This window comes from Nonomuraea terrae, assembly GCF_044465245.1.
GTDB lineage: Bacteria > Actinomycetota > Actinomycetes > Streptosporangiales > Streptosporangiaceae > Nonomuraea > Nonomuraea terrae.
The window spans coordinates 881,375-901,504 of the sequence record NZ_JBITLL010000002.1; the positions used below are offsets into that span (position 1 = coordinate 881,375).

At 71.9% G+C, this 20,130-nt stretch carries 14 protein-coding genes and 1 pseudogene; 6 read left to right on the forward strand and 9 right to left on the reverse strand.

Annotation, left to right across the window (positions count from 1 at the left end; all coding sequences use genetic code 11):
- Window positions 1-648, forward strand: a complete 648-nt coding sequence (locus ACIBP6_RS10540; protein WP_397050834.1) for a response regulator — start codon at window positions 1-3, stop codon at window positions 646-648.
- 146 nt (window positions 649-794) lie between these two features.
- Window positions 795-1,685 carry a phosphotransferase enzyme family protein gene (locus ACIBP6_RS10545; protein WP_397050836.1) on the forward strand — a complete coding sequence of 297 codons (891 nt, stop codon included), beginning with the start codon at window positions 795-797 and terminating at the stop codon, window positions 1,683-1,685.
- Between the two features lie 3 nt (window positions 1,686-1,688).
- Here the strand turns inward: ACIBP6_RS10545 and ACIBP6_RS10550 are convergent, their stop codons facing one another.
- Entirely contained in the window at window positions 1,689-3,035 is a 1,347-nt protein-coding gene (locus tag ACIBP6_RS10550) for a PP2C family protein-serine/threonine phosphatase (protein ID WP_397050838.1), read from the reverse strand.
- A gap of 92 nt (window positions 3,036-3,127) precedes the next feature.
- Entirely contained in the window at window positions 3,128-4,159 is a 1,032-nt protein-coding gene (locus ACIBP6_RS10555; protein ID WP_397050840.1) for a LacI family DNA-binding transcriptional regulator, read from the reverse strand.
- A 270-nt stretch (window positions 4,160-4,429) separates the two neighbouring features.
- On the opposite strand from ACIBP6_RS10555, the gene ACIBP6_RS10560 reads away from it, so the two are divergent.
- Window positions 4,430-6,439 carry a beta-galactosidase gene (locus ACIBP6_RS10560; protein ID WP_397050842.1) on the forward strand — a complete coding sequence of 670 codons (2,010 nt, stop codon included), beginning with the start codon at window positions 4,430-4,432 and terminating at the stop codon, window positions 6,437-6,439.
- Here ACIBP6_RS10560 and add read toward each other — a convergent pair.
- From add to ACIBP6_RS10585, 5 genes and pseudogenes are all read right to left on the reverse strand, one after another.
- Entirely contained in the window at window positions 6,380-7,372 is a 993-nt protein-coding gene (gene add / locus ACIBP6_RS10565; protein ID WP_397050843.1) for an adenosine deaminase, read from the reverse strand. The genes ACIBP6_RS10560 and add overlap by 60 nt on opposite strands.
- A gap of 67 nt (window positions 7,373-7,439) precedes the next feature.
- Window positions 7,440-8,195, reverse strand: a complete 756-nt coding sequence (locus ACIBP6_RS10570; protein ID WP_132617703.1) for a class I SAM-dependent DNA methyltransferase — start codon at window positions 8,193-8,195, stop codon at window positions 7,440-7,442.
- A 351-nt stretch (window positions 8,196-8,546) separates the two neighbouring features.
- Complete coding sequence (locus ACIBP6_RS10575) at window positions 8,547-9,704, reverse strand: DUF418 domain-containing protein (protein ID WP_397050844.1); 1,158 nt, start codon at window positions 9,702-9,704, stop codon at window positions 8,547-8,549.
- A gap of 980 nt (window positions 9,705-10,684) precedes the next feature.
- A pseudogene (locus tag ACIBP6_RS10580) lies at window positions 10,685-11,608 on the reverse strand (RNA polymerase sigma factor); the annotation flags it as partial.
- Window positions 11,609-11,840: 232 nt separating this feature from the next.
- A complete protein-coding gene (locus ACIBP6_RS10585; protein ID WP_397050845.1) occupies window positions 11,841-13,271 on the reverse strand; it encodes a wax ester/triacylglycerol synthase family O-acyltransferase in 1,431 nt (476 codons plus the stop codon).
- Between the two features lie 128 nt (window positions 13,272-13,399).
- On the opposite strand from ACIBP6_RS10585, the gene ACIBP6_RS10590 reads away from it, so the two are divergent.
- Genes ACIBP6_RS10590 through ACIBP6_RS10600 form a run of 3 tightly spaced genes read left to right on the forward strand, consistent with a single transcriptional unit; the run spans window position 13,400 to window position 17,344 of the window.
- Window positions 13,400-14,587 carry a cysteine desulfurase-like protein gene (locus ACIBP6_RS10590; protein WP_397050846.1) on the forward strand — a complete coding sequence of 396 codons (1,188 nt, stop codon included), beginning with the start codon at window positions 13,400-13,402 and terminating at the stop codon, window positions 14,585-14,587.
- Window positions 14,588-14,644: 57 nt separating this feature from the next.
- Window positions 14,645-16,300: an acetolactate synthase large subunit gene (locus ACIBP6_RS10595; RefSeq protein WP_397050847.1), complete on the forward strand. Its 1,656-nt coding sequence runs from the start codon at window positions 14,645-14,647 to the stop codon at window positions 16,298-16,300.
- 48 nt (window positions 16,301-16,348) lie between these two features.
- A complete protein-coding gene (locus tag ACIBP6_RS10600; RefSeq protein WP_397050848.1) occupies window positions 16,349-17,344 on the forward strand; it encodes a tyrosine-type recombinase/integrase in 996 nt (331 codons plus the stop codon).
- A 66-nt stretch (window positions 17,345-17,410) separates the two neighbouring features.
- Here ACIBP6_RS10600 and ACIBP6_RS10605 read toward each other — a convergent pair whose 3' ends face one another.
- Together ACIBP6_RS10605 and ACIBP6_RS10610 are read right to left on the reverse strand one after the other, a co-directional pair.
- Entirely contained in the window at window positions 17,411-19,033 is a 1,623-nt protein-coding gene (locus ACIBP6_RS10605) for a SulP family inorganic anion transporter (protein ID WP_397051505.1), read from the reverse strand.
- 345 nt (window positions 19,034-19,378) lie between these two features.
- Window positions 19,379-20,020 carry a TetR family transcriptional regulator gene (locus ACIBP6_RS10610; RefSeq protein WP_397050850.1) on the reverse strand — a complete coding sequence of 214 codons (642 nt, stop codon included), beginning with the start codon at window positions 20,018-20,020 and terminating at the stop codon, window positions 19,379-19,381.
- Between the last annotated feature and the right edge of the window lie 110 nt (window positions 20,021-20,130).

A 20,130-nucleotide genomic window follows, 5' to 3' on the forward strand; every position in this document is an offset into this window, starting at 1 on the left:
GTGATCCGAGTGGTGATCGTGGACGACGACCCGATGGTCCGCACGGGCCTGCGCCTCATCCTGGGCGGCGAGCCCGACCTCGACCTGGCCGGCGAGGCGGGCGACGGGCGGCAGGCCATGGCCGTGATCCGCGACCTGCGTCCCGACGTGGTGCTGATGGACCTGCGGATGCCCGAGCAGGACGGCCTCGTCACCACCGAGCTGCTGCTCAGCCGTCCGGCGCCGCCGCGCGTGCTGGTGCTGACCACGTTCGACGCCGACGACATGGTGCTGTGCGCGCTGCGGGCGGGCGCGCACGGGTTCCTGCTGAAGGACACGCCGCCGGCCAAGATGATCGAGGCCGTGCGCGCGGTGGCCAACGGGGAGCCGGTGCTGTCGCCGAGCGTGGCCCGGCAGGTGATCGCCGCGGCGACGGACCGGCACGAGCCCGGGCGCGAGCAGGCGGCGCGTGAGCTGGCCGCGCTCACCGACCGCGAGCGCGAGGTCGCCGTCGAGGTGGCCAGGGGCGCCTCGAACGCGGAGATCGCCCGCACGCTCTCGGTGAGCGTGGCGACCGTCAAGGCCAACATCACCCGCATCTTCGCCAAGCTCGGCACCGACAACCGCGTCCACGTCGCCATGAAGGTCCGCGACGCCGGCCTCCTCTGACGCCACCCGCCGGCCCCGGTCCCGGCCGCCCCGCCGCGACGGCCGCTCCAGACGGGGCCGACCGGCGCGCCCGCTCGGGTGCGAGCGGCCGTCCGGCGGGGCACATGGAGGGCATGACGTCCGTCTCCTCCGCCCTCGGGAGCCCCATGCGTCACGATCGGCTGCTGTCCGCGCTGGCCGCCTGGCAGCTCCCCGTCGAGGGCACCGAGCCCCTCACCGGCGGCCTGAACTCCACCACGTGGCTGGTCCGCGCTCCCGGTGGCGTCCGCCACGTCGCCAAGCTGGCCGGCACCGCCGACGCCGCCGCCTTCGCCGGCGGCCTGCGGGTGACCGCGCGCGCCGGGCGGCGCGGCCTGGCCGGCGGCGCGCCCGTCGCCCTGCCGGACGGCCGACTGGCGGCGGAGCTGCCCGAGGGGCTGCTGGCGCTGCTGGAGTACGTCCCCGGCACGGTCCCCGACGCGGGCTCGCCGCACGACCTGCGCCGGATGGGCGCCGTCCTGGGCAGGGCCCACCGGCTCCTGGCCGACGCCGTGGACGACCTGCCCGAGCGGCTCAGGTGGCCCTGGCCGTGGGCGAGCGCCTGCCTGCGGGAGGTGCCCATGCCGCCGCACGTACGCCGGGCGGCCGCACAGGTGCTGGACGAGGCGCGCGAGGCCACGCCGCTGCTGCGCCTCGGCGTGGTCCACGGTGACCCGAGACTCGGCGGTTTCCGCCTCAGCGGCGGCTCGTCCGCCCTGGACGGCCTGGCCGGCTGGGACGCGGTCCTGCACGCCCCGCTCCTGTACGACGTGGCGTGCGTGGCCGTGCTGACCCGCGACACCCCGCGGGCGCTGCGCCACGTGCTCGACGGCTACCGCACGGTGGACCCGGCGATCGTCCGCGACCTGGACCACCTCGACCTGTTCGTCCGGCTGCGGTGGGCGGTGGCCGCCATCCACGTCGCCGGCCGCACCGCGCGCGGCGTGCGGAGGGGCGCCGGCGGCCCGGAGGACAACGAGGCGGGCCTGGCGCAGGCGTACGCGGGGATGCGCGGCTGAGCGTCAGACGGCCTTGGCGAGCAGGAGGGCGATGTCGTCGCGGTCGCTGTGCGGGCACTGGGTGCGGATCACCATGTCGCAGATGCGCTCGATGCCGTGCGGCGGCCCGGTCAGCAGGGCGCACAGCTTGGCCAGCCCCTCGTCGATGTTCCACTCCCGGCCCTCGACCAGCCCGTCGGTGTAGAGGGCGAGCAGCCCGCCGGCGGGCAGGGGGAACTCGCACAGCTCGTACTGCTCGGAGCCGATGCCGAGCGGCGGGCCAGGGACCACGGGCAGCGTCTCGGCCACCCCGTCCGGCCGCACGAGCACGGGAGGCAGGTGGCCCGCGCTGGCGATCTGGACCGTGCCGGCCGCCACGTCGTAGCGCGCGTACAGGCAGGTGGCGATCTGGTCCAGGTCGAGCCGGCCGGCCACCCGGTCGAGCCGGTAGAGCAGCTCGGCGGGGTCGAGGTCGAGGCTGGCCAGGGTCTGGGTGGCGGTGCGGAGCTGGCCCATGGTGGCGGCGGCGCGCACGCCGTGCCCCATGACGTCGCCGACCACGAGCGCCGTGCGCTCGCCCGCCAGGGGGATCACGTCGAACCAGTCACCGCCCACCCCGGCCAGGTCGCCGGCCGGCAGGTAGCGGTGGGCCACCTCCAGCCCCGGCGGCGCCTTCAGGCGGGCCGGCAGCAGGCTGCTCTGCAGGGCGAGCGCGGTGCGCCGCTCCCGCGCGTACAGGCGGGCGTTGTCGATGCAGATGGCGGTGCGCGCGGCCAGTTCCTCGACCAGGGCGACGTCGGCGTCCTGGAACGCCTCGCTGGAAGCCTCGCGGACGAGCACGAAGAAGCCGAGCACGTTGCCGCGCGCCAGCAGCGGCGCGACGAGGAAGGAGCAGCCGGGCAGGAGCTCCGCGATGACGTCACGGCCGAACGCCTTGGCGTTGTCGTCGCCCACGCCCTGGTCGAGCCGCGGTACCAGGACGGTCCTCGCGGTGGCCATGGCCTGGCCCTGCGGCAGGAACGGCGGGTAGACGGCCACCTCGCCGACCGGGAACGCGCGGTCCCAGTCGAAGGGGTTCTCGACCGCGACCGCGGTGGCGACCCGGCGCACCAGCGCCGTGCCGTCGTTGGGGCGCGCGGGGAACTCGCCCTCGGTGATGAGCCGCTCCTGCACCATGATGCCGCCGGCGTCGGCGCACCGCGGCACGGCCACGTCGAGCACCTCCCGGCAGGTCTGGGCCAGGTCGAGCGTGCTGCCGATGCGGGTGCTCGCCTCGTTGAGGAACGCCAGGCGTTCCTGCGAGGCGGTGGCACCGCTCAGCCGTAATCCGGCACGGCTGCGAGGATCTTTGATGAGGAACCCGGGATTCACCGACGTCCGTCCTCCGAAATGACGGGGATAACCGCGTGCCACACAATAGGGCTCCCGGCCGTCATTTCCTACGAACGAACGTTATTTCACAGCTATTCGTGGGGTTCTTTCGCATTCTCCCGCAATTGCGCGGCACTGCCGCGGACGATGAGGGTGGTGGCGAGTTCGATGCGCGTCCCGGCAGGGCCCCCCGGGTGGGTCAGGGCCTCGGAGAGCAGGCGCACGGCCTCGTTGGCCATGTCGTCGAGCGGCTGGCGGACGGTGGTGAGCGGCGGCGAGAGCATCTCGCACAGCGGCGCGTCGTCGAACCCGACCACGGACAGGTCGTGGGGCACCCGCAGGCCGCGTTCTGTGGCGGCCTGGTAGACGCCCGCGGCCTGCAGGTCGTTGCCAGCGAAGACGGCGGTGGGCGGGTCGTCGCGGTCGAGCAGCTCGGCGCCGAGGCGCTTGCCGCCGCCGACGAGGAAGTCGCCGTAGCGGGTGAGCGCGGGGTCGGAGTCGACGCCGAACGTACGGTGTGCGGCGAGGTAGCCCTCGTAGCGGTCGAGCGTGCACTGCGTGTCGAGCGGCCCGCCGATGAAGCCGATCCTGGTGTGCCCGAGGTCGAGCAGGTGGGTGGTGGCCATGACGCCGCCCAGCCAGTTGGTGCAGCCGACCGTGGACAGCCGCGGGTCGCGCTGCCCCACCGGGTCGAGCAGCACGAGCGGCACGTGCAGCAGCTCCTCGACGGTCTCGATCTCGCGCTGGTCGGCCCGCGAGAGCACCAGCACGATGCCGTCGGTGCCGCGTTTGCGCAGCATGCCGATCCAGCGCCGCAGGTCGAAGTCGGAGCGCGCGGAGGAGGTGACGACGAGCGAGAACCCCCAGCGCGCCGCCGCCTTCTCCGCGCCCCTGATGAGGACCTGCGCCCACGGCGAGCCGAGCCCGTCGATGAGCAGGTCGACCAGGCCGACGCGAGGGGCGCTGGGCGCGCGCGGGGCTTCGTACCCGGAGGCTCTGACCGCTTCGAGGACCTTGTCGCGGGTCGCCGGGGACACGTGTTTCTTGCCGCTCAGGACCTTGGAGACGGTCGGCACGGACACTCCGGCGGCCGCCGCGACGTCGGCCAGCGTGGCTCGGGCCACAGGACCTCCCGTGTGCCGCGGTGCCGCCGTATCGGATGGCACCGGCTTCTCATGACTTTCGGAAAATCACGCGAAACAGACAACCCTCTGACCTGGCACATTTGGCGGCATATCGCCGTACATCCCAGGCGGTTGACAGGGCTACGGGCGGGAGCCTAGCGTAACCGATCGGCAATGTCACGGTAATATTTCAGGAAATTGTCCGGAAACTTTCCGATGGCATTGATGCTGTTTCTCGCTTAATACGCAGGAGAAGGTGACATGACACGTATGGACGCATTCCGCCGTCGTGTGGGCGGTTTCGCCTTCGGCGGGGACTACAACCCCGAGCAGTGGGACCGTTCCGTGTGGCAGGAAGACATGCGCCTCATGCGCGAGGCGGGCGTCAACACCGTCAGCCTGGGCGTGTTCGCATGGGCGTCGCTGGAGCCGGAGCCCGGCCGGTACGAGTTCGGCTGGCTGGACGAGATCATGGACCTCCTCCACGACCACGGCGTCAGCGTCAACCTGGCCACCCCCACGGCGGCGCCGCCCGTCTGGCTCACCCACCTGCATCCCGAGGTCTTCCCGATCATGGCGGACGGGCAGCCGTTCGGCTTCGGCAACCGCCTGCACTACGACCCGTCCTCGCCGATCTACCGCCACCACGCCGCCCGGATCACCACGAAGCTGGCCGAGCGCTACTCCTTCCACCCGGCGCTGGCGATGTGGCACATCAGCAACGAGTACGGCCCGACGGCCTACAACGAGGCCGCCTCGGTGAACTTCCGGCGCTGGCTCCAGCGCAGGTACGGCACGCTGGAGGCGCTCAACGACGCGTGGACCACCCGTTTCTGGGGCCAGGTCTACACCGACTGGGAACAGGTCGAGGTGCCGAACATCCCGCGCACCTGGATGAACCCGGCCCGGCGGCTCGACTTCAAGCGCTTCACCTCCGACGCGCTGCTGGAGTGCTACCTCGCCGAGCGCGACATCGTGCGCTCCTTCCGCGACGACATCCCGGTCATGACCAACTTCATGCGCTTCTACCGTCACGCCGACTACTGGAAGTGGGCGCCGGAGGAGGACGCCGCCGCGCTCGACATCTACCCGAACCCGGCCGAGCCCGACTCCCACGTGTCGGCCGCGTTCAACTACGACCTGTTCCGCTCGCTCAAGGGCGGGCAGCCGTGGATGCTCATGGAGCAGGCGGCGAGCGCGGTCAGCCAGTGGAAGCTCAACGTCGTCAAGGAGCCGGGGCGGATGAGGCTCGGCTCGCTGCAGGCGGTCTCGCGGGCGGCCGACTCGGTGATGTTCTTCCAGTGGCGGGCCGGCCGCGGCGGCCACGAACGGTTCCACTCGGCGATGTTGCCGCACTCGGGGCCGGACTCGCGGACGTACCGGGAGGTCACCGACCTCGGGCGGGAGCTGAAGCTGCTCGCGCCGGTGGCCGGCACGACCCAGCGCGCGCAGGTCGCGATCCTGTTCGACTGGGACGGCTGGTGGGGGCTGGAGGAGGTGGCGGGGCTGCCGCGCAACGACTTCAGCTACACCGACACCGTCATGCGGCACTACACGCCGCTGTGGGAGCGCCACCTGCCGGTGGACGTGGTCTCCGCGACCTCGCCGCTGGACGGTTACCAGGTGCTGGTGGTGCCGAACGCGTACCTGATCGGCGACGAGGGTGTGGCGCGGATCGAGGCGTTCGCCCGCGACGGCGGGACGGTGGTCATGTCCTTCTTCTCCGGTGTCGTGGACGACTGCAACCGGGTGCGGCCCGGCGGCTACCCCGGGGCGTTCCGCCGGCTGATCGGGGCGAAGATCGACGAGTACTGGCCGGCCAGGCCGCACGAGGTGTTCGCCGTGGAGTTCGCCGACGGGCGGCGCGCGACGGCCACCTGGTGGCGCGACGACCTGCACCTGGAGACCGGCAAGGCGCTTGCCACGTACGCCGACGGGCTGCTGGCGGGGCGCGCCGCGGTGGTGGAGAACCCGTACGGCGCCGGACGCGTCGTCTACGTCGCGACCCTGCTGGAGCAGGCGGCGCTCGACGCCGTGGTGGCCGGCGCGGTGGAGCGGGCGGGCGTCCGCTCCCGCTTCGAGGGCGTGCCGGCGCACGTGGAGTGCTCGGTGCGCGAGGACGCCGCGCACGAGTACGTCTTCCTGCTCAACCACAGCGCGGACGAGTCCGCGTCCGTCCCGCTGGACGGCGGGACGGATCTGCTCACCGGCCGCCCGGTGTCAGGGCAGGTCGTGCTCGGCCCGCTCGGGGCGGCGGTCGTCCAGGTGGCCAGGGCGTAGCCAGACGTCGACGCCGGCCAGCAGCTGGGCCTTGAGGTCGTCGGGGGCGAACGACGCCTCGATCGAGGCGCGGGCCAGCTCGGCCAGGCCGGCGTCGTCGAACCCGAGGGTCTGCCGCAGCCGGTCGTACTCGTCGGCCAGCGCCGTCTCGCCGTCGGTGTTGACCGTCACCGCCAGGCCGGCCGCCCGCAGCCGGGGCAACGGGTGCTCGGCCAGCGAGGGCACGAGGCCGAGCAGGACGTTGGAGGTGGGGCAGACCTCCAGCGGGATGCCGCGCTCGCCCACCTCGGCGACCAGCTCCGGGTCGTCCAGCACCCGGATCCCGTGGCCGAGGCGCTCGGCGTGCCCCAGGTCGAGCGCCTCACGGACGCTGGCCGCCCCGGCCGTCTCGCCCGCGTGGTGCACGAGGTGCAGCCCGGCGTCCCTGGCCGCGTCGCACACCCGCGCGAACGGCGCCAGCGGGTGGCTCTCGTCGCCCGCCAGCCCGATGCCGATCACCTGCTCGTGCCGGCGGGCCAGCTCGTACGTGCGCCACAGCCGCTCCACCGGCCGGCGCCTGGAGTGGTCGAGCAGCACCCGGCACTCGACACCGTAGCGCTCCCGGCCCTCGGCCAGCCCGTCGAGCACCGCCGCCAGCGGCATCTCCGGATCGCCCACGCGCTCGCCGTGGGAGGCGGCGGTGAACGTCACCTCGGCGTAGCGGGTGCCCTGGGCGGCCTCGTCCTCGCAGAACTCCACCGCGACCCGGCGGAAGTGCTCGGCCGTGCGCAGCAGCTCCCTGACCCGGGCCCGCTGGTCGGCGAACTCCCTGAAGGTCGCGAACACCCGTTCGGGCTCGGCGGCCCCGCCCAGGTCGCGCACGGTCCGCGGCCGTACGGTGCTCTCGAGGTGGACATGCAGATGGGCCTTGGGCAGCGACCGTACGTCTCTCACGTTCCGGCACCCTAGGGAGCGCTCCGGAACGTCCGCAACCGGATATCCGCCCTCATCGGGATGCTCGTCAGGGCTTGACGAGGCGGATCTTCGACTGCTTGTGCAGCGGCTCCCAGTCGTCCATGAACGTGGCGCGGAAGCCGTACTTCTCGGCCAGGGCGATCAGGGTCTCGGCGCGGTAGTAGAAGTCCTCGCGCAGCACCTGGTGCTCCTTGCCCTCGGTGCGGTCGAAGGTGAAGTCGAACCAGGCGCCCGGCTTCATGACCCTGCCGACGTGGGCGAAGCACTCCTCGATCACCTCGATCGGGGAGTGGGAGAAGACGCTGTGCGCGTGGACCACGTCGAAGTGCTCGTTCGGCAGGAACGCGAAGCGCATGTCGCGCACCGGCGTGAGGTACGGCAGCTTCTCCCCCAGCCCGTGCCGCACCAGCGTGTCCTGGGCGGCCATGAGGATGTCGGGCGAGATGTCGACGCCGTAGTAGTTGCCGGTGTGCAGGTAGTCGATGAACAGGTGGCCCGCCCGCAGGTTGCCGCACCCGATCTCCAGCATCCGGCACTCGGGCTTCAGTCCGTGCTCGACGAGGTAGTCGAACTGCAGCCTGCCCAGCTGGAGCCACCGCTTGTGGGTGTGCGAGCCGACCGCGCCCTCGGGGTCGCGCGCGGTGTCGGACCTCATCACGGCCCGGTAGTAGGAGACGTGGTCGCGCGTGTGCAGCCGAAACCACGTGTCGCGGGCCAGCCGCCGCAGGTGGGGGAGGATTTTCCGCGGATTCTTGATCGCGTACGTCACTTGGTGGACGAGGCTGGAACGGGAGCGTTTCACAGTGGGGAATCTAAGTCAGCCGCACCCGATCCCCACGGCCTGAGGCGACACTCTTGATCCCTCGTTTGCGCAGCCTTTCTCCACCGCCACAATAGACGCGACAATTTGTACGGATATCAGCCGAGCGCCCCAAAAGTCGTGCTTTAGCAGCCGAATATTATTCGGCAGTCAGGAGCCGGGAAGTTCGTCGGCGAGTTTCTCCGCCGCGCTCGATCCCGTGCTGGAGGGCTCCCGGAACCACCCGCCCGCTCCCGGACACGTCCCCAAGGTGCGCGGCGAGCGGCCGCCCACGGCAACGCCCCGACATCGTCCTCGCCGACCGCGGCTACGACCATGACAGCGGCGGGCCGCCTACCTACGGTAGGCGAGGCGGCGCAGCAGGATCTCCGCCGGGCCGCGGTGTCCGGCGCGCCGCATGAGATCGGCGATGACCAGCGAGACCAGCCACGTCGCCGCGGCCACCCCCAGGGCGCCGGTAAGCCCGAGTTCGTCCTGGAGCCCGAGCCCGTACGGATGGAAGACCGCGACGAACGCGACGGACTGGAAGAGGTACAGCGTCAGTGAGCGCTGGCCAAGCGCTTCGACGGCCGTGGTCAGGCGCTTGCGCCGCCGGACGGCCACGATCGCGATCAGTGCCATGATCGCGGCCATGCCGATTCCGCCCAGGAATCCGGTGAGCGCCTGCGCGAGGGCCGCGATCCACACCGCGGCGTCCGACGGCCCCGTCCACTCCCCTTCCTGGATGAGGGCGGCGGGAACGCCACCGGCGATGGACACGACCGTGGTGAGCACCGAGGCGTGGAGCAGGAACCTCCGGTGCTGAGCGGGCTGGTCCAGCAGGCGCCGCCGCGCCGCCCACATGCCGATGATCACCCCGGGAGTGATCGAGACGACGCCCACGACCACGCCGTAGGGCCAGTCCTGGATCCGGGAGAGGAACATCTCCCCGAAGTCCCTGTCGCCGGCGGCGATGGAGCTCGCGGCGTAGGCGGCGACGTGGTGTGACATCGCCCGCCACATGGGGTATCCGACGACGAAAGTGGACAGCGCCAGGCTGATGCCCGCCGCCCACAGGAGCATGGCGTCCTTGGCCCGCAGCAGACCGGCGAGCAGTACGGCGGCCACGCCGTACACCGCGAGGATGTCGATCGGCACCAGCACCGCCACGTGGACGAAGCCGATCGCGACCAGCCACCATCCCCGGCGGCGCTGCAGCTTGCGGATGCTCACCCAGTCGTTGCCGCGCCTTACCTCCCGGTCCATCAGCTGCACCAGCGCGTAGCCGAACAGGAAGGCGAACATCGGCCGCGCGTGGTTGTGGACGAAGAGCTGGTAGAAGAAGCCGGCGATCTCGTTGGCCACGGCGGAGCCGCGATTGGCCGTGACCACGAACAGCGGCGCGTGCGCCAAGGCTATGGCCAGCAGCATGACGCCACGGGCCAGGTCCGGGGCCAGCGCGCGTGCGGCCATGCCGTGCGGCGGAGCTTGTTCGTGGGGGGACGTCTGCAAAACTGCTCTCCTCAGCCGCTTTCTGCCGGGCAGCGGCATTCCTTCCGCCGCCAAGGGATGGATCATATGCAACAGATGCCTGCGGAGGCAGTGGCTGATGCCTTTAGGGCTCTGTACGGCCTGCTTTGTTCCGGTGTCGGCGGAACATGACGCCTCCACCTTCGTCGTATCGCCGACGGACAGCCAGTGCCCCGCGTGACCTATGGACCAGCAGTACCAGGTGTCCCGAGTGTCATGGCGCCACATACCGGTACATGGGGCAGATCCAGAGAACTGGGCAGGGCACTGCGTGGCCGGCTCGGCCGTACAGCCCCTGCCGCGGTTGGAGTGCTCGCCGGCGGGGCACGGCGGGCCGCCGGGTTACGGCGCGAGGAGCCGGCGCCGCCGGCCGGCCTGTCGGTGGACCACCTCGTCCGTCTGGAGCAGGGCCTGGCCACCTCTCCTGGGCGCAGGCGCTGTCCGCGCACTGCGGCCCGCGTGCGGAGGAGCCCGCGGGACGTCGTCGACCACGAGCCGTCCCGCGTGATCGACGTCGAGCCCGCTGTCGCGTGCCTGGCACGGCGAACGACGCGATGCGCCGTCCTGAGGGCGTGTGCGCCGTTCCGGCCAGGCAGTTGGCGCTCATCACGCCCGCGTACCGCCGCCCGGCGCCAGGACCCCCCAAGGTTGTGTGATGCTCATATCCCAACGACGACACAACACGCGCCCGAGTGAGGCGTGACCAACCGGCCGGGGTCAGCGGGGCTGATCTCCTGCTTCAACGCCACCGCCACGCGCCTGTGGGCGCGGGGCTCAAGTTGCACACGCGCAACGCCGTGCGCTGAGGAAGCGGTGCTGGAGATCGTCAGCGTCATCGGCGGCGACGCGGCCACCAGGGCCGCCCCCGTGCCGGGGCGGGCCGTGGCCGCGACCTCGAACGCACAGCCGTCCGCGTGACGGCCGGAGGCGAGGGCCGGCAGGCGGGACGCGCCGGCCCCGCGCTAGCCCAGGTAGTCGCGCAGGGCCAGGGAGCGGGAGGGGTGGCGCAGCTTGGACATCGTCTTGGCCTCGATCTGGCGGATGCGCTCACGCGTGACGCCGTAGACGCGGCCGATCTCGTCGAGGGTCATCGGCTTGCCGTCGTTGAGGCCGTAGCGCATGCTGATCACGCCCGCCTCGCGGTCGGAGAGCTGGCCGAGCAGGGCGCGCAGCTGCTGCTGCAGGAGAGTGAAGGAGACGGCGTCGGCCGGGGAGACGGCCTCGGTGTCCTCGATGAGGTCGCCGAACTCGCTGTCGCCCTCGTCACCGAGCGGGGTGTGCAGGGAGATCGGCTCGCGGCCGTAGCCCTGCACCTCGATGACGCGGTCGACCTCGAGCTCGCACTCCTTGGCGATCTCCTCGGGCATGGGCTCGCGGCCGAGCTCGCTCTGCAGCCGGCGCTGCACCCGCGCCACCTTGTTGATCAGCTCCACCATGTGGACGGGGATGCGGATCGTCCGGGCCTGGTCGGCCATCGCCCGGGTGATGGCCTGCTTGATCCACCACGTGGCGTAGGTGGAGAACTTGTAGCCGAGCCGGTAGTCGAACTTCTCGATCGTCCGGATCAGGCCGAGGTTGCCCTCCTGGATGAGGTCGAGGAAGAGCATGCCGCGGCCGGTGTAGCGCTTGGCGATGGAGACGACCAGCCGCAGGTTGGCCTCCAGCATGCGGCGCTTGGCCCGCTCGCCGTCGTCGGCGATCCACTCCAGGTCGGCGCGCAGGTCGTCGGGAAGCCCCGGCTCGGTGTCGAGCCGCTCCTTGGCGAACAGCCCGGCCTCGATGCGCTTGGCCAGGTCGATCTCCTGCTCGGCGGTCAGCAGCGGGACACGGCCGATCTCCTTCAGGTACGCCTTCACCGAGTCGGCGCCGAGCGTCCCGCCGTCGGCGACGTTGTCGTCCAGTTCGAGAACCTCTGCTGCTTGGGACAAAACTCTCTCCTCGCTCGCTTTGGACGGACGGCGGCCTTGAAGCCCGCGGGAGCCCGGAATCGCACCGGGAAGACTGCGGCGACGGGCACCTTGGAGTTGTGAGGACGTGCGAACGTGACGGGCACCTGATGGACCGTCTCCTTATCACGCTACCCAACGCATCCGACAACATGGGCCCGCGCGGGCCGCGCTAGTGCGGAAGGGAGGCCTGCGCGGCGCGCAGTTCGGCGAGGGAGCCGGGCAGATATCCGGCCAGTTCCCACGCGTCGGGCACCATCTCACGGTCGGTGAGCACGCCGACGTGGAGAGAGCCGTCGTAGGAGAAGGCCGTGATGTTGACGCCGCCGCTCACGTCCGAGATGACGGAGACGGGATAGAGGCTGAGCAGCCGGGCGCCGCACACGTACAGGGGGAACTGCGGGCCCGGCACGTTCGAGACGATCACGTTGATCGGCGGCGAGGCCTGGCCGATCAGCCCGAACGCGGAGCGTGAGGCCAGCCCCATGAGCGCGGCCGGCATCGACTCGCTGAACTCCCGCAGCCACCGCGCGGGCGCCACCGAGAACCGGTCCTTGATCCGGTGCATGGCGTGCCGTACGTGGTGCAGCCGGGCGACCGGGTCGGCGACGTGCACGGCGAGCGGCGCCGTCATGAGCGTCACCTGGTTGCCGGGCTCGTCGACGCCGGCGTCCCGCAGCGAGAACGGCACCCCCGCCACCAGCGGCCGGCGGGGCACGCCGCCGTGCGCGGCCAGCCACGTCCGCAGCGCGCCCGCGCACACGGTCATGACCACGTCGTTGACGGTGACGCCGAACGCCTTGCGGACCTCCTTGATCTCCTCCAGCGGCAGCGACGCGAACGCGAAACGCCGGTGCCGCGACACCGGCCCGCTGAACGGCGTTTTCGGCGCGGGCAGCGTCGGCAGGCCGGGCGCCCGGCCGCGCCCGGCCAGACGGCGGGCGAATCCGGAGACCACGCCGGCGCCGGGCAACCGGGACAGCAGCGGGATCTCGTCCAGGACGGGCACCGCCTGGGCGGCGAACCGGAGGGCGTGCGCCGGGTTGCCGGCCAGCCTGACCAGCCCGCGGGCCAGCATCCCGGCCGGGCCTGGCGGCGGCGCGTCGTGCTCCGGCTCGTACGGAGGCGGCTCCGCGGGCTCGGGGCCGAGGTCGAGCAGCGCGGCCAGCACGTCGGCGCCGCCCACGCCGTCCACGGCCGCGTGATGGATCTTCGTGTACAGGCCCATGCGGCCGCCGGACAGACCGTGGATCAGGTAGATCTCCCACAGCGGCCGGCCGCGGTCGAGCCGCCGGGCGTGCAGCCGCGAGACCTGCTCGGCGAGCTGCCGCTCGTCGCCGGGCGGCGGCAGGCCGATCTCTCGAACGTGGTAGTCGAGGTCGAGGTCGTCCTCCTGCGCCCAGTACGGATGGTCCAGCCCCAGCGGCACCGGGGCGAGCCTGCGCCGCAGCGCGGGGACGTACGGGAGCCGCCGCTCCAGCAGGGCCTGCAGGTCGGCGCGGTTGAGGTCGCCGTCGACGATGGCGAGGCCCGCGATGTTCGCGATGTTCGTGTCGGTCTCGAACTGGAGGAACTGCGCGTCGAGAGCGGTCAACTGCGGCATCCGTCACACCTCCGCACCGAACCAATCAGACTCCGCCCATCACTGCAAGGAACGACTTCCGGTGAAAAAGAGTCAGAGGAGAAGAAATGGCGCGATTGAGGTTGGGCTTGGCGGAGAATCTATACATCATGCTCCCCTCCCAATACCCCATCAAGCAGGTACGCGCGACGTATCCTGCGCTCTCCGACGGTCACGCCTATCTCGACGGCGCCGCCGGCACCCAGGTCCCCCGATCGGTGATCGAGGCCATCGCCACCGCCTACCGGTCCGGCCTCGGCAACGTCGGAGGCGCCTTCCCGGCGAGCCACCGTTCCGACGCGATCGTGGCCGCCTGCCGCGCCGCGGTCGCCGACCTGGTCGGCGGCCGGCCCGGCGGCGTGATCCTCGGCCCCAACATGACCACGCTCACCTACCGCCTGGCCCGGGCCATCGCCGGGCCCGGTGACGAGGTCGTGGTCTCGCGGCTCGACCACGACGCCAACGTCCGGCCGTGGACGCAGACCGGCGCCACCGTGCGCTGGGCCGAGGTCGATCCGGTCACCGGGGAGCTGCCGGTCGAACAGTACGCCGACCTCGTCAACGAGCGCACCAGGGTGGTCGCGGTGACGGCGGCCAGCAACATCATCGGTACCCGCCCCGACGTGCCCGCCATCGCCGAGATCGCCCACGCCGCCGGCGCGCTCGTGTACGTCGACGGCGTGCACGCCACCCCGCACGGCCCGGTCGACATGCGCGCGCTCGGCGCCGACTTCTACGCCACCAGCGCCTACAAGTGGTCGGGCCCGCACATCGGCGCGGTCATCGCCGACCCGGCGCTGCTGGAGACGCTGCGGCCCGACAAGCTGGCCCCCTCGTCCGACACGGTGCCGGAGCGGTTCGAGACGGGCACCTCGCCCTTCGCCGACCTCGACGGGGTCACCGCCGCCGTCGACCACCTGGCCGCCATGGTGCCCGGCACCGGCAACCGCCGCGAGCGCCTGCTGAACTCGATGGCCGCCGCGGAGGCGTACGAGCAGGCGCTGTTCGCGGTGCTCGTCGAGGGGCTGGAGACGATGCCGCACGTCACGACGTACGGCAAGCCCGCCCGGCGCACCGCCACCGTCTACTTCAACGTGGCCGGGCGCACCCCGCACCAGGTCGCCGAGCACCTGGCCAAGCGGGGCGTCAACGTCTGGCACGGCCACAACTACGCCTGGGAGCTGACCGGCGCGATGGGCATCCGCGACACCGGCGGCGCGGTGCGGGCGGGCCTCGTCCACTACAACGACCGTTCGGACGTCGACCGGTTGCTCGACGGGGTGGCGCGCCTGGAATGAACCGCGGGTCCCGGTTGCTGTCCGGGACGAAGTCGTTCATGGAAGAAGGCGTTTCGCATGTCAGCGCAGGCCGTCGCGGCCCGGCTCATCGTGCAGGCCCTGGAGGCCGAAGGCGTCGAGTACGTCTTCGGCATCCCGGGCGAGGAGAACATCCATTTCGTCGACGCTCTCAGAGACTCCCCCATCCGCTACGTCCTGGTGCGCCACGAGCAGGGCGCGGCGTTCATGGCGGAGATCTACGGCCGGCTCACCGGCAAGGCGGGCGTGGCCTCGGCCACGCTCGGACCCGGCGCCATCAACCTGCAGCTCGGCGTGGCCGACGCCACCACCAACAGCACCCCGGTGGTGGCGATCACGGCGCAGGTCGGGCTCGACCGCATCTACAAGGAGTCGCACCAGGTGGTCGACCTGGTGTCGCTGTTCAGGCCGATCACCAAGTGGTCGGAGCTGGCGCCCTCCGCGCAGGCGCTGCCCGAGCTGATCCGCAAGGCGTTCAAGACGGCGCAGACCGAGCGCCCCGGCGCCGTCTACCTGGCCATCCCCGAGGACGTCGAGTCGGCGCCGCTCCCCGCCGACCTGCGCCCGCTCCCGGTCAACGTCGTACGCCCGCAGGACCCCTCCCCCTCCCAGATCGCCCGTGCGGCCGACGTGCTGGCCACCGCCCGCCGGCCGATCGTGCTGGCCGGTCACGGCGCCACCCGCGCCGGGGCCTCGGACGCGCTCGTCCGCTTCTCCGAGCGGCTCGGCCTGCCGGTGGCCACCACGTTCAACGGCAAGGGTGTCTTCCCCGACGACCACCGGCACGCCCTCGGCGCGGTCGGGTTCATGCGGCACGACTACGTGAACTTCGGCTTCGACGAGGCCGACGTGCTCATCACGGTCGGGTACGAGCTGCAGGAGTTCGACCCGGTCAAGATCAATCCGCTGCGCGACAAGAAGATCATCCATATTCACCGGTTCCCCGCCGAGGTGGACGATCACTACCCCGTGGACGTCGGCGTGCAGGGTGACATCTCACGCTCGCTGCACGCGCTCGGCGACGCCGTGCACCGGCGTTTCTCGCTGAACGGCACCGGCGAGCGGATCCGCCGCATGCTCAAGGAGGAGCTGGAGCAGGGGCGTTCGGAGGACGGCTTCCCGCTGTCGCCGCGCCGGGTGGTGGCCGACATCCGCGAGGCGATGGGGCGCGAGGACATCGTGCTGGCCGACACGGGCGCGGTGAAGATGTGGATGGCCCGGATGTACCCGACGTACGAGCCGAACACGATGCTGGTCTCCAACGGGCTGTCGTCGATGGGGTTCGCGGTGCCGGGCGCGCTGGCGGCCAAGCTGGCGTTCCCGCGGCGGCGGGTGCTCGCGGCGACGGGCGACGGGGCTTTCCTGATGAACGTGCAGGAGCTGGAGACGGCCGTACGCGAGAACGTGCCGTTCGTGGTGCTGGTGTGGGTCGACGGCGCGTACGGGCTGATCGAGTGGAAGATGAACCTGGAGCTGGGCCGCGGCTCCCACGTGGCCTTCGGCAACCCCGACTTCGTCAAGCTGGCCGAAAGCTTCGGAGCCCGCGGCTACCGGATCACCGCGGCCGACGACCTCCTGCCGACCCTGCGCAAGGCGTTGTCCGACGACGCGGTGTCGGTGATCGCCGTCCCGGTCGACTACTCCGCCAACCTCGAACTCACCAGCAAACTCGGCGAACTCACCGGCCCCTTCTGACCGGACACACCTGGGGCGGGCCCGCCTGGCCGTTCTAAGATCGGCTGGGTGAGCCTGCCCGCCGTACCCGCCGCCGAGTCCCCCGCCGGATCCGCTGCCGGGCTGCTGCCGGTCGAGCCGGCGCGCGACCCGTACCACGTCTATCTCGACTCGCTGACCAGCCCAGAGTCGCGCCGGACGATGCGCGGCTGCCTCGACCGGCTGGCCAAGCTGCTCACCGGCGACGAGAACGCCACCGGTGCGGGCCAGCCGTGGCACCTGCTGCGTTACGAGCACACCGTGCGCATCCGCACGATGCTCACCGACCAGGGGTGGTCGGCGGCGTACGTCAACAAGCACCTGGTCGCGCTGCGCCGGGTGCTGAAGGAGGCGTGGCGGCTCGGGCAGACCACCGCGGAGGACTTCGCCCGCGCCGCCGACCTGGCCCCCGTGCGCCAGAGCCGCCTGCCGACCGGACACCACGTGCCGCCCGAGGTGGTGGGGGCGGCACTGGCGGCGTGCGACGACTCGCCGGCCGGGGTGCGCGACGCGGCCCTGATCGCGGTGCTGTACTCCACCGGCTGCCGCCGCGCCGAGCTGGGCGGGCTGGAGCTGCCCGACTACGACCCGGGGGCACGTTCGCTGCGGGTGCGCGGCAAGCGCGACAAGGAACGCCTGGTCTACCTGACCACAGACGCGATCGGGCTGGTGGAACGCTGGCTGGCGGTCCGCGGAAACGCGCCGGGCGCGCTGTTCAGCCCGATCAGCAAGGCGGGACGGGTGCGCGTGCGCGACGGGCGGCCGGTGGGGCTGACCGGGCAGGGCATCGCCGACATCCTGGCCCGCCGGTTCGGGGCGGCGGGCGCGGCCCGGCGTACTGCGCACGACTTCCGCCGGACGTTCATCGGCGAACTGCTGGACGCGGGGGTGGATCTGGCGACGGCCCAGGCTCTGGTGGGCCATTCCAGCCCGGCCACCACGGCCCGCTACGACCGCCGCCCGGAACGCACCCGCCGCGAGGCCGTCGACCGCCTCCGCCTCCCCGCCCCACGCCCTCTCGCCTGACCGCTCGCAAGGCCTCCACACGCTGAGCCCCCGATGCTCCCGACGCTCATCGACGCCCTCGACGTGTCAGCTCACCAGGCGGGGGACGACGCCGGTGGTGTGCAGGCGTTCGCGGGCGGCGGCGATGGCCTCGTCGGTGGTGGCGAACACGCGGCCGGCACGGTCGAGCCGGGCGATCACGCCGAGCGCCTCCAGCGGCTGGTGGTGGCCGTCGGGGATGCCGGAGACGTAGACGGCGATGCCGCGCCGTTCGAGCCGTTGGATGGCGTCGCCGAGGACGAGTGCGCCGCTGGCGTCGATCGTGGTGACGCGGCGCATGCGCAGCACGACCACGGACACCCCGGTCACCTCCGACAGCTCCAGCAGGAAGCGCTGGGCGGCGGCGAAGAACAGGGGGCCGTCGAGCCGGTAGGTGACGATGTGCTCGGCGAGCAGGGCGTGCTCGTCCTCGGTGTGCTGGGGTTGCAGGTCGTGCCGGAGCGGCTCCTGGTCGAAGCGGACGTTACGGGCGATGGCCCGCAGCGCGAGCGCGCCCGCCACGACGAGGCCGAGCAGGACGGCGAGCACGGTGTCGAGCATGAGGGTGGCGACGGCGGTCAGCACGAGGACGGCGCCGTCGCCCCGGGTGGAGCGGATCATGGCGCGCACCGCGCCGATCTCGACCATCCGCACCGCCGTGGCCAGCAGCACCCCGGCCAGCGCGGCGAGCGGGATGCGGGAGACGAGCCCGGCGGCGAGGTAGACGATGCCGCCCAGGATGAGGGCGTGCGACAGCGCCGCCAGCCGGGACTGGGCCCCGGAGCGGACGTTGACCGCCGTGCGGACGATGGCGCCCGTGCCGGCCATGCCGCCGAACAGCGGGGTGATGAGGTTGGCCACGCCCTGGCCGAACAGCTCGCGGTCGGGGTCGTGGCGGTGGCGGCCGGACATGCCGTCGGCGACGCCGGCCGACAGCAGCGACTCGAGCGCGGCGAGCGCGGCCACGGCGACGGCGGGGCCGAGGAGCGCCGGGATCGCGCCGAGGTCGAAGAAGCCCAGCGACGGCGCGGGCAGCCCGGGGGGCAGGTGGCCGATCCTGGTCAGGGGCAGCGCGGCCAGCTCCGCGACGAGGGTGGCGGCGGCCACGGCGAGCAGCGAGAACGGCACGGCGGGCCGGATTCTCGCGCCCACCAGCAGCAGCGCGGCCACGGCGAGGGTGACGCCGGCGGCCCACCAGTGGGGCGCGGCGAGGAAGTCGGCGACGGCGTGCCAGGCGATCACCGGGACCTGGTCGCTGTCGTGGGGCCGGACGCCGAGGGCGTGGGGGAACTGCTGCAGGCCGATCACGCACGCGATGCCGACCGTGAACCCGGCCACCACGGGCGCGGGGACGAGCGCCATGTAGCGGCCGGCGCGGGCCAGGGCGAGCGCGACGAGCAACAGCCCGGCGAGCAGGCCGACGGTCAGCACGCCGGCGGGGCCGTGGGTGCCGACGATGGGCATGAGCACGACGGTCATGGCGCCGCTGGTGCCGGACACCTGCAGGGCCGACCCGCCGAAGAGCGCGGCGAGCGACCCGGCGACGACGGCCGTGGCCAGGCCGGAGGCGGCGCCGAGGCCGGAGGAGATGCCGAAGCCGAGCGCCAGAGGCAGCGCGATGACGGCCACCGTGAGCCCGGCGAGCAGGTCGTTACGGGGGCGGCGGCCCATGGCGGCCAGGTCGGCGCGTCGCGGGAGCAGAGCGCGGACCCGCCCCCACACCACGGCCGTCACGCCGCGTCTCCTTTCGTGTCGGCTCCGTCACCGGCGATGCGCGTGAAAGGTCCCTTCACCATCACTCCCTCTGCTGCGTAAAGAGAACGCCAACTTGTCCCAAATTGCATAACTCTGCAATTCGTGAAGAGGGCACTAGGATAACAAGGGAAACCGCGCTGACCTGGCCCGATTCCGCCTGGCCGGTGATATTCGCCGTACGCGGAATCGGGCCATCGCCTAAAAAGCCGCAGCCGCCTTCAGCCCACTAAAAAAGGGTTCCTTTTCCGAAAAAGGGGGCTCTCAGAATGAGGTTTCCAGCATGGAGAACGCGCGCTCCGCCGCGCGTACCGCCTCCGGCTCGACCTCCGCCATCGGGCGGCCCTGCGCCAGCATCCGCCAGTTGCGCCTGGCCAGCACCCGCTGCGCGGCCAGCACCTGTGCGGCCAGCAGCCCGGCGGCCAGTTCGTCGCCCGCCTCATCGGGCGGCTCCGTGAGAGCATCCGCGAGGGCGCCCGTGAGGGCCTCGGCGAGGGCCTGCTCGTCCTGCGAGATGTGCTGGAACAGTCGAGCCTGCAGGCCGGGCGTGGTGAACACCATCCGGTGGAAGGCCAGCACCTCGGGGTCGTCGTTGAGGCCCGTCACGGGGTCGCGCCGGGCGAGCCCGCCGAGGAAGTGGCGGCGCAGCGCCTCCAGCGGGCGCTCCCCCGCCGCCCGCTCCCGCACGACCCGCGCCGCCTCGCCCCGGTGATCGGCGATGCGGTGCAGGACGAGGTCCTCCTTGGCCGGGAAGTACTTGAACAGCGTCGGCTTCGAGACGCCGGCCGCCGCCGCGATCTCCGTCACCGGCACCTCGTCGAAGCCGCGCTCCAGGAAGAGCGCGATGGCCGCCGCCGAGATCGCCTCGTGCACCCGCCGCCGCTGCAGCTCCCGCAGTCCCGTCATGGGCTCCATCCTAGCAACGCGTTAACCTGGTCAATCTCTTTACCGAGTCAACACGCGACCGAGGCGGCGGCGCAACCGCACATGGACCTTCGGCACTGCGGACCGGCTTC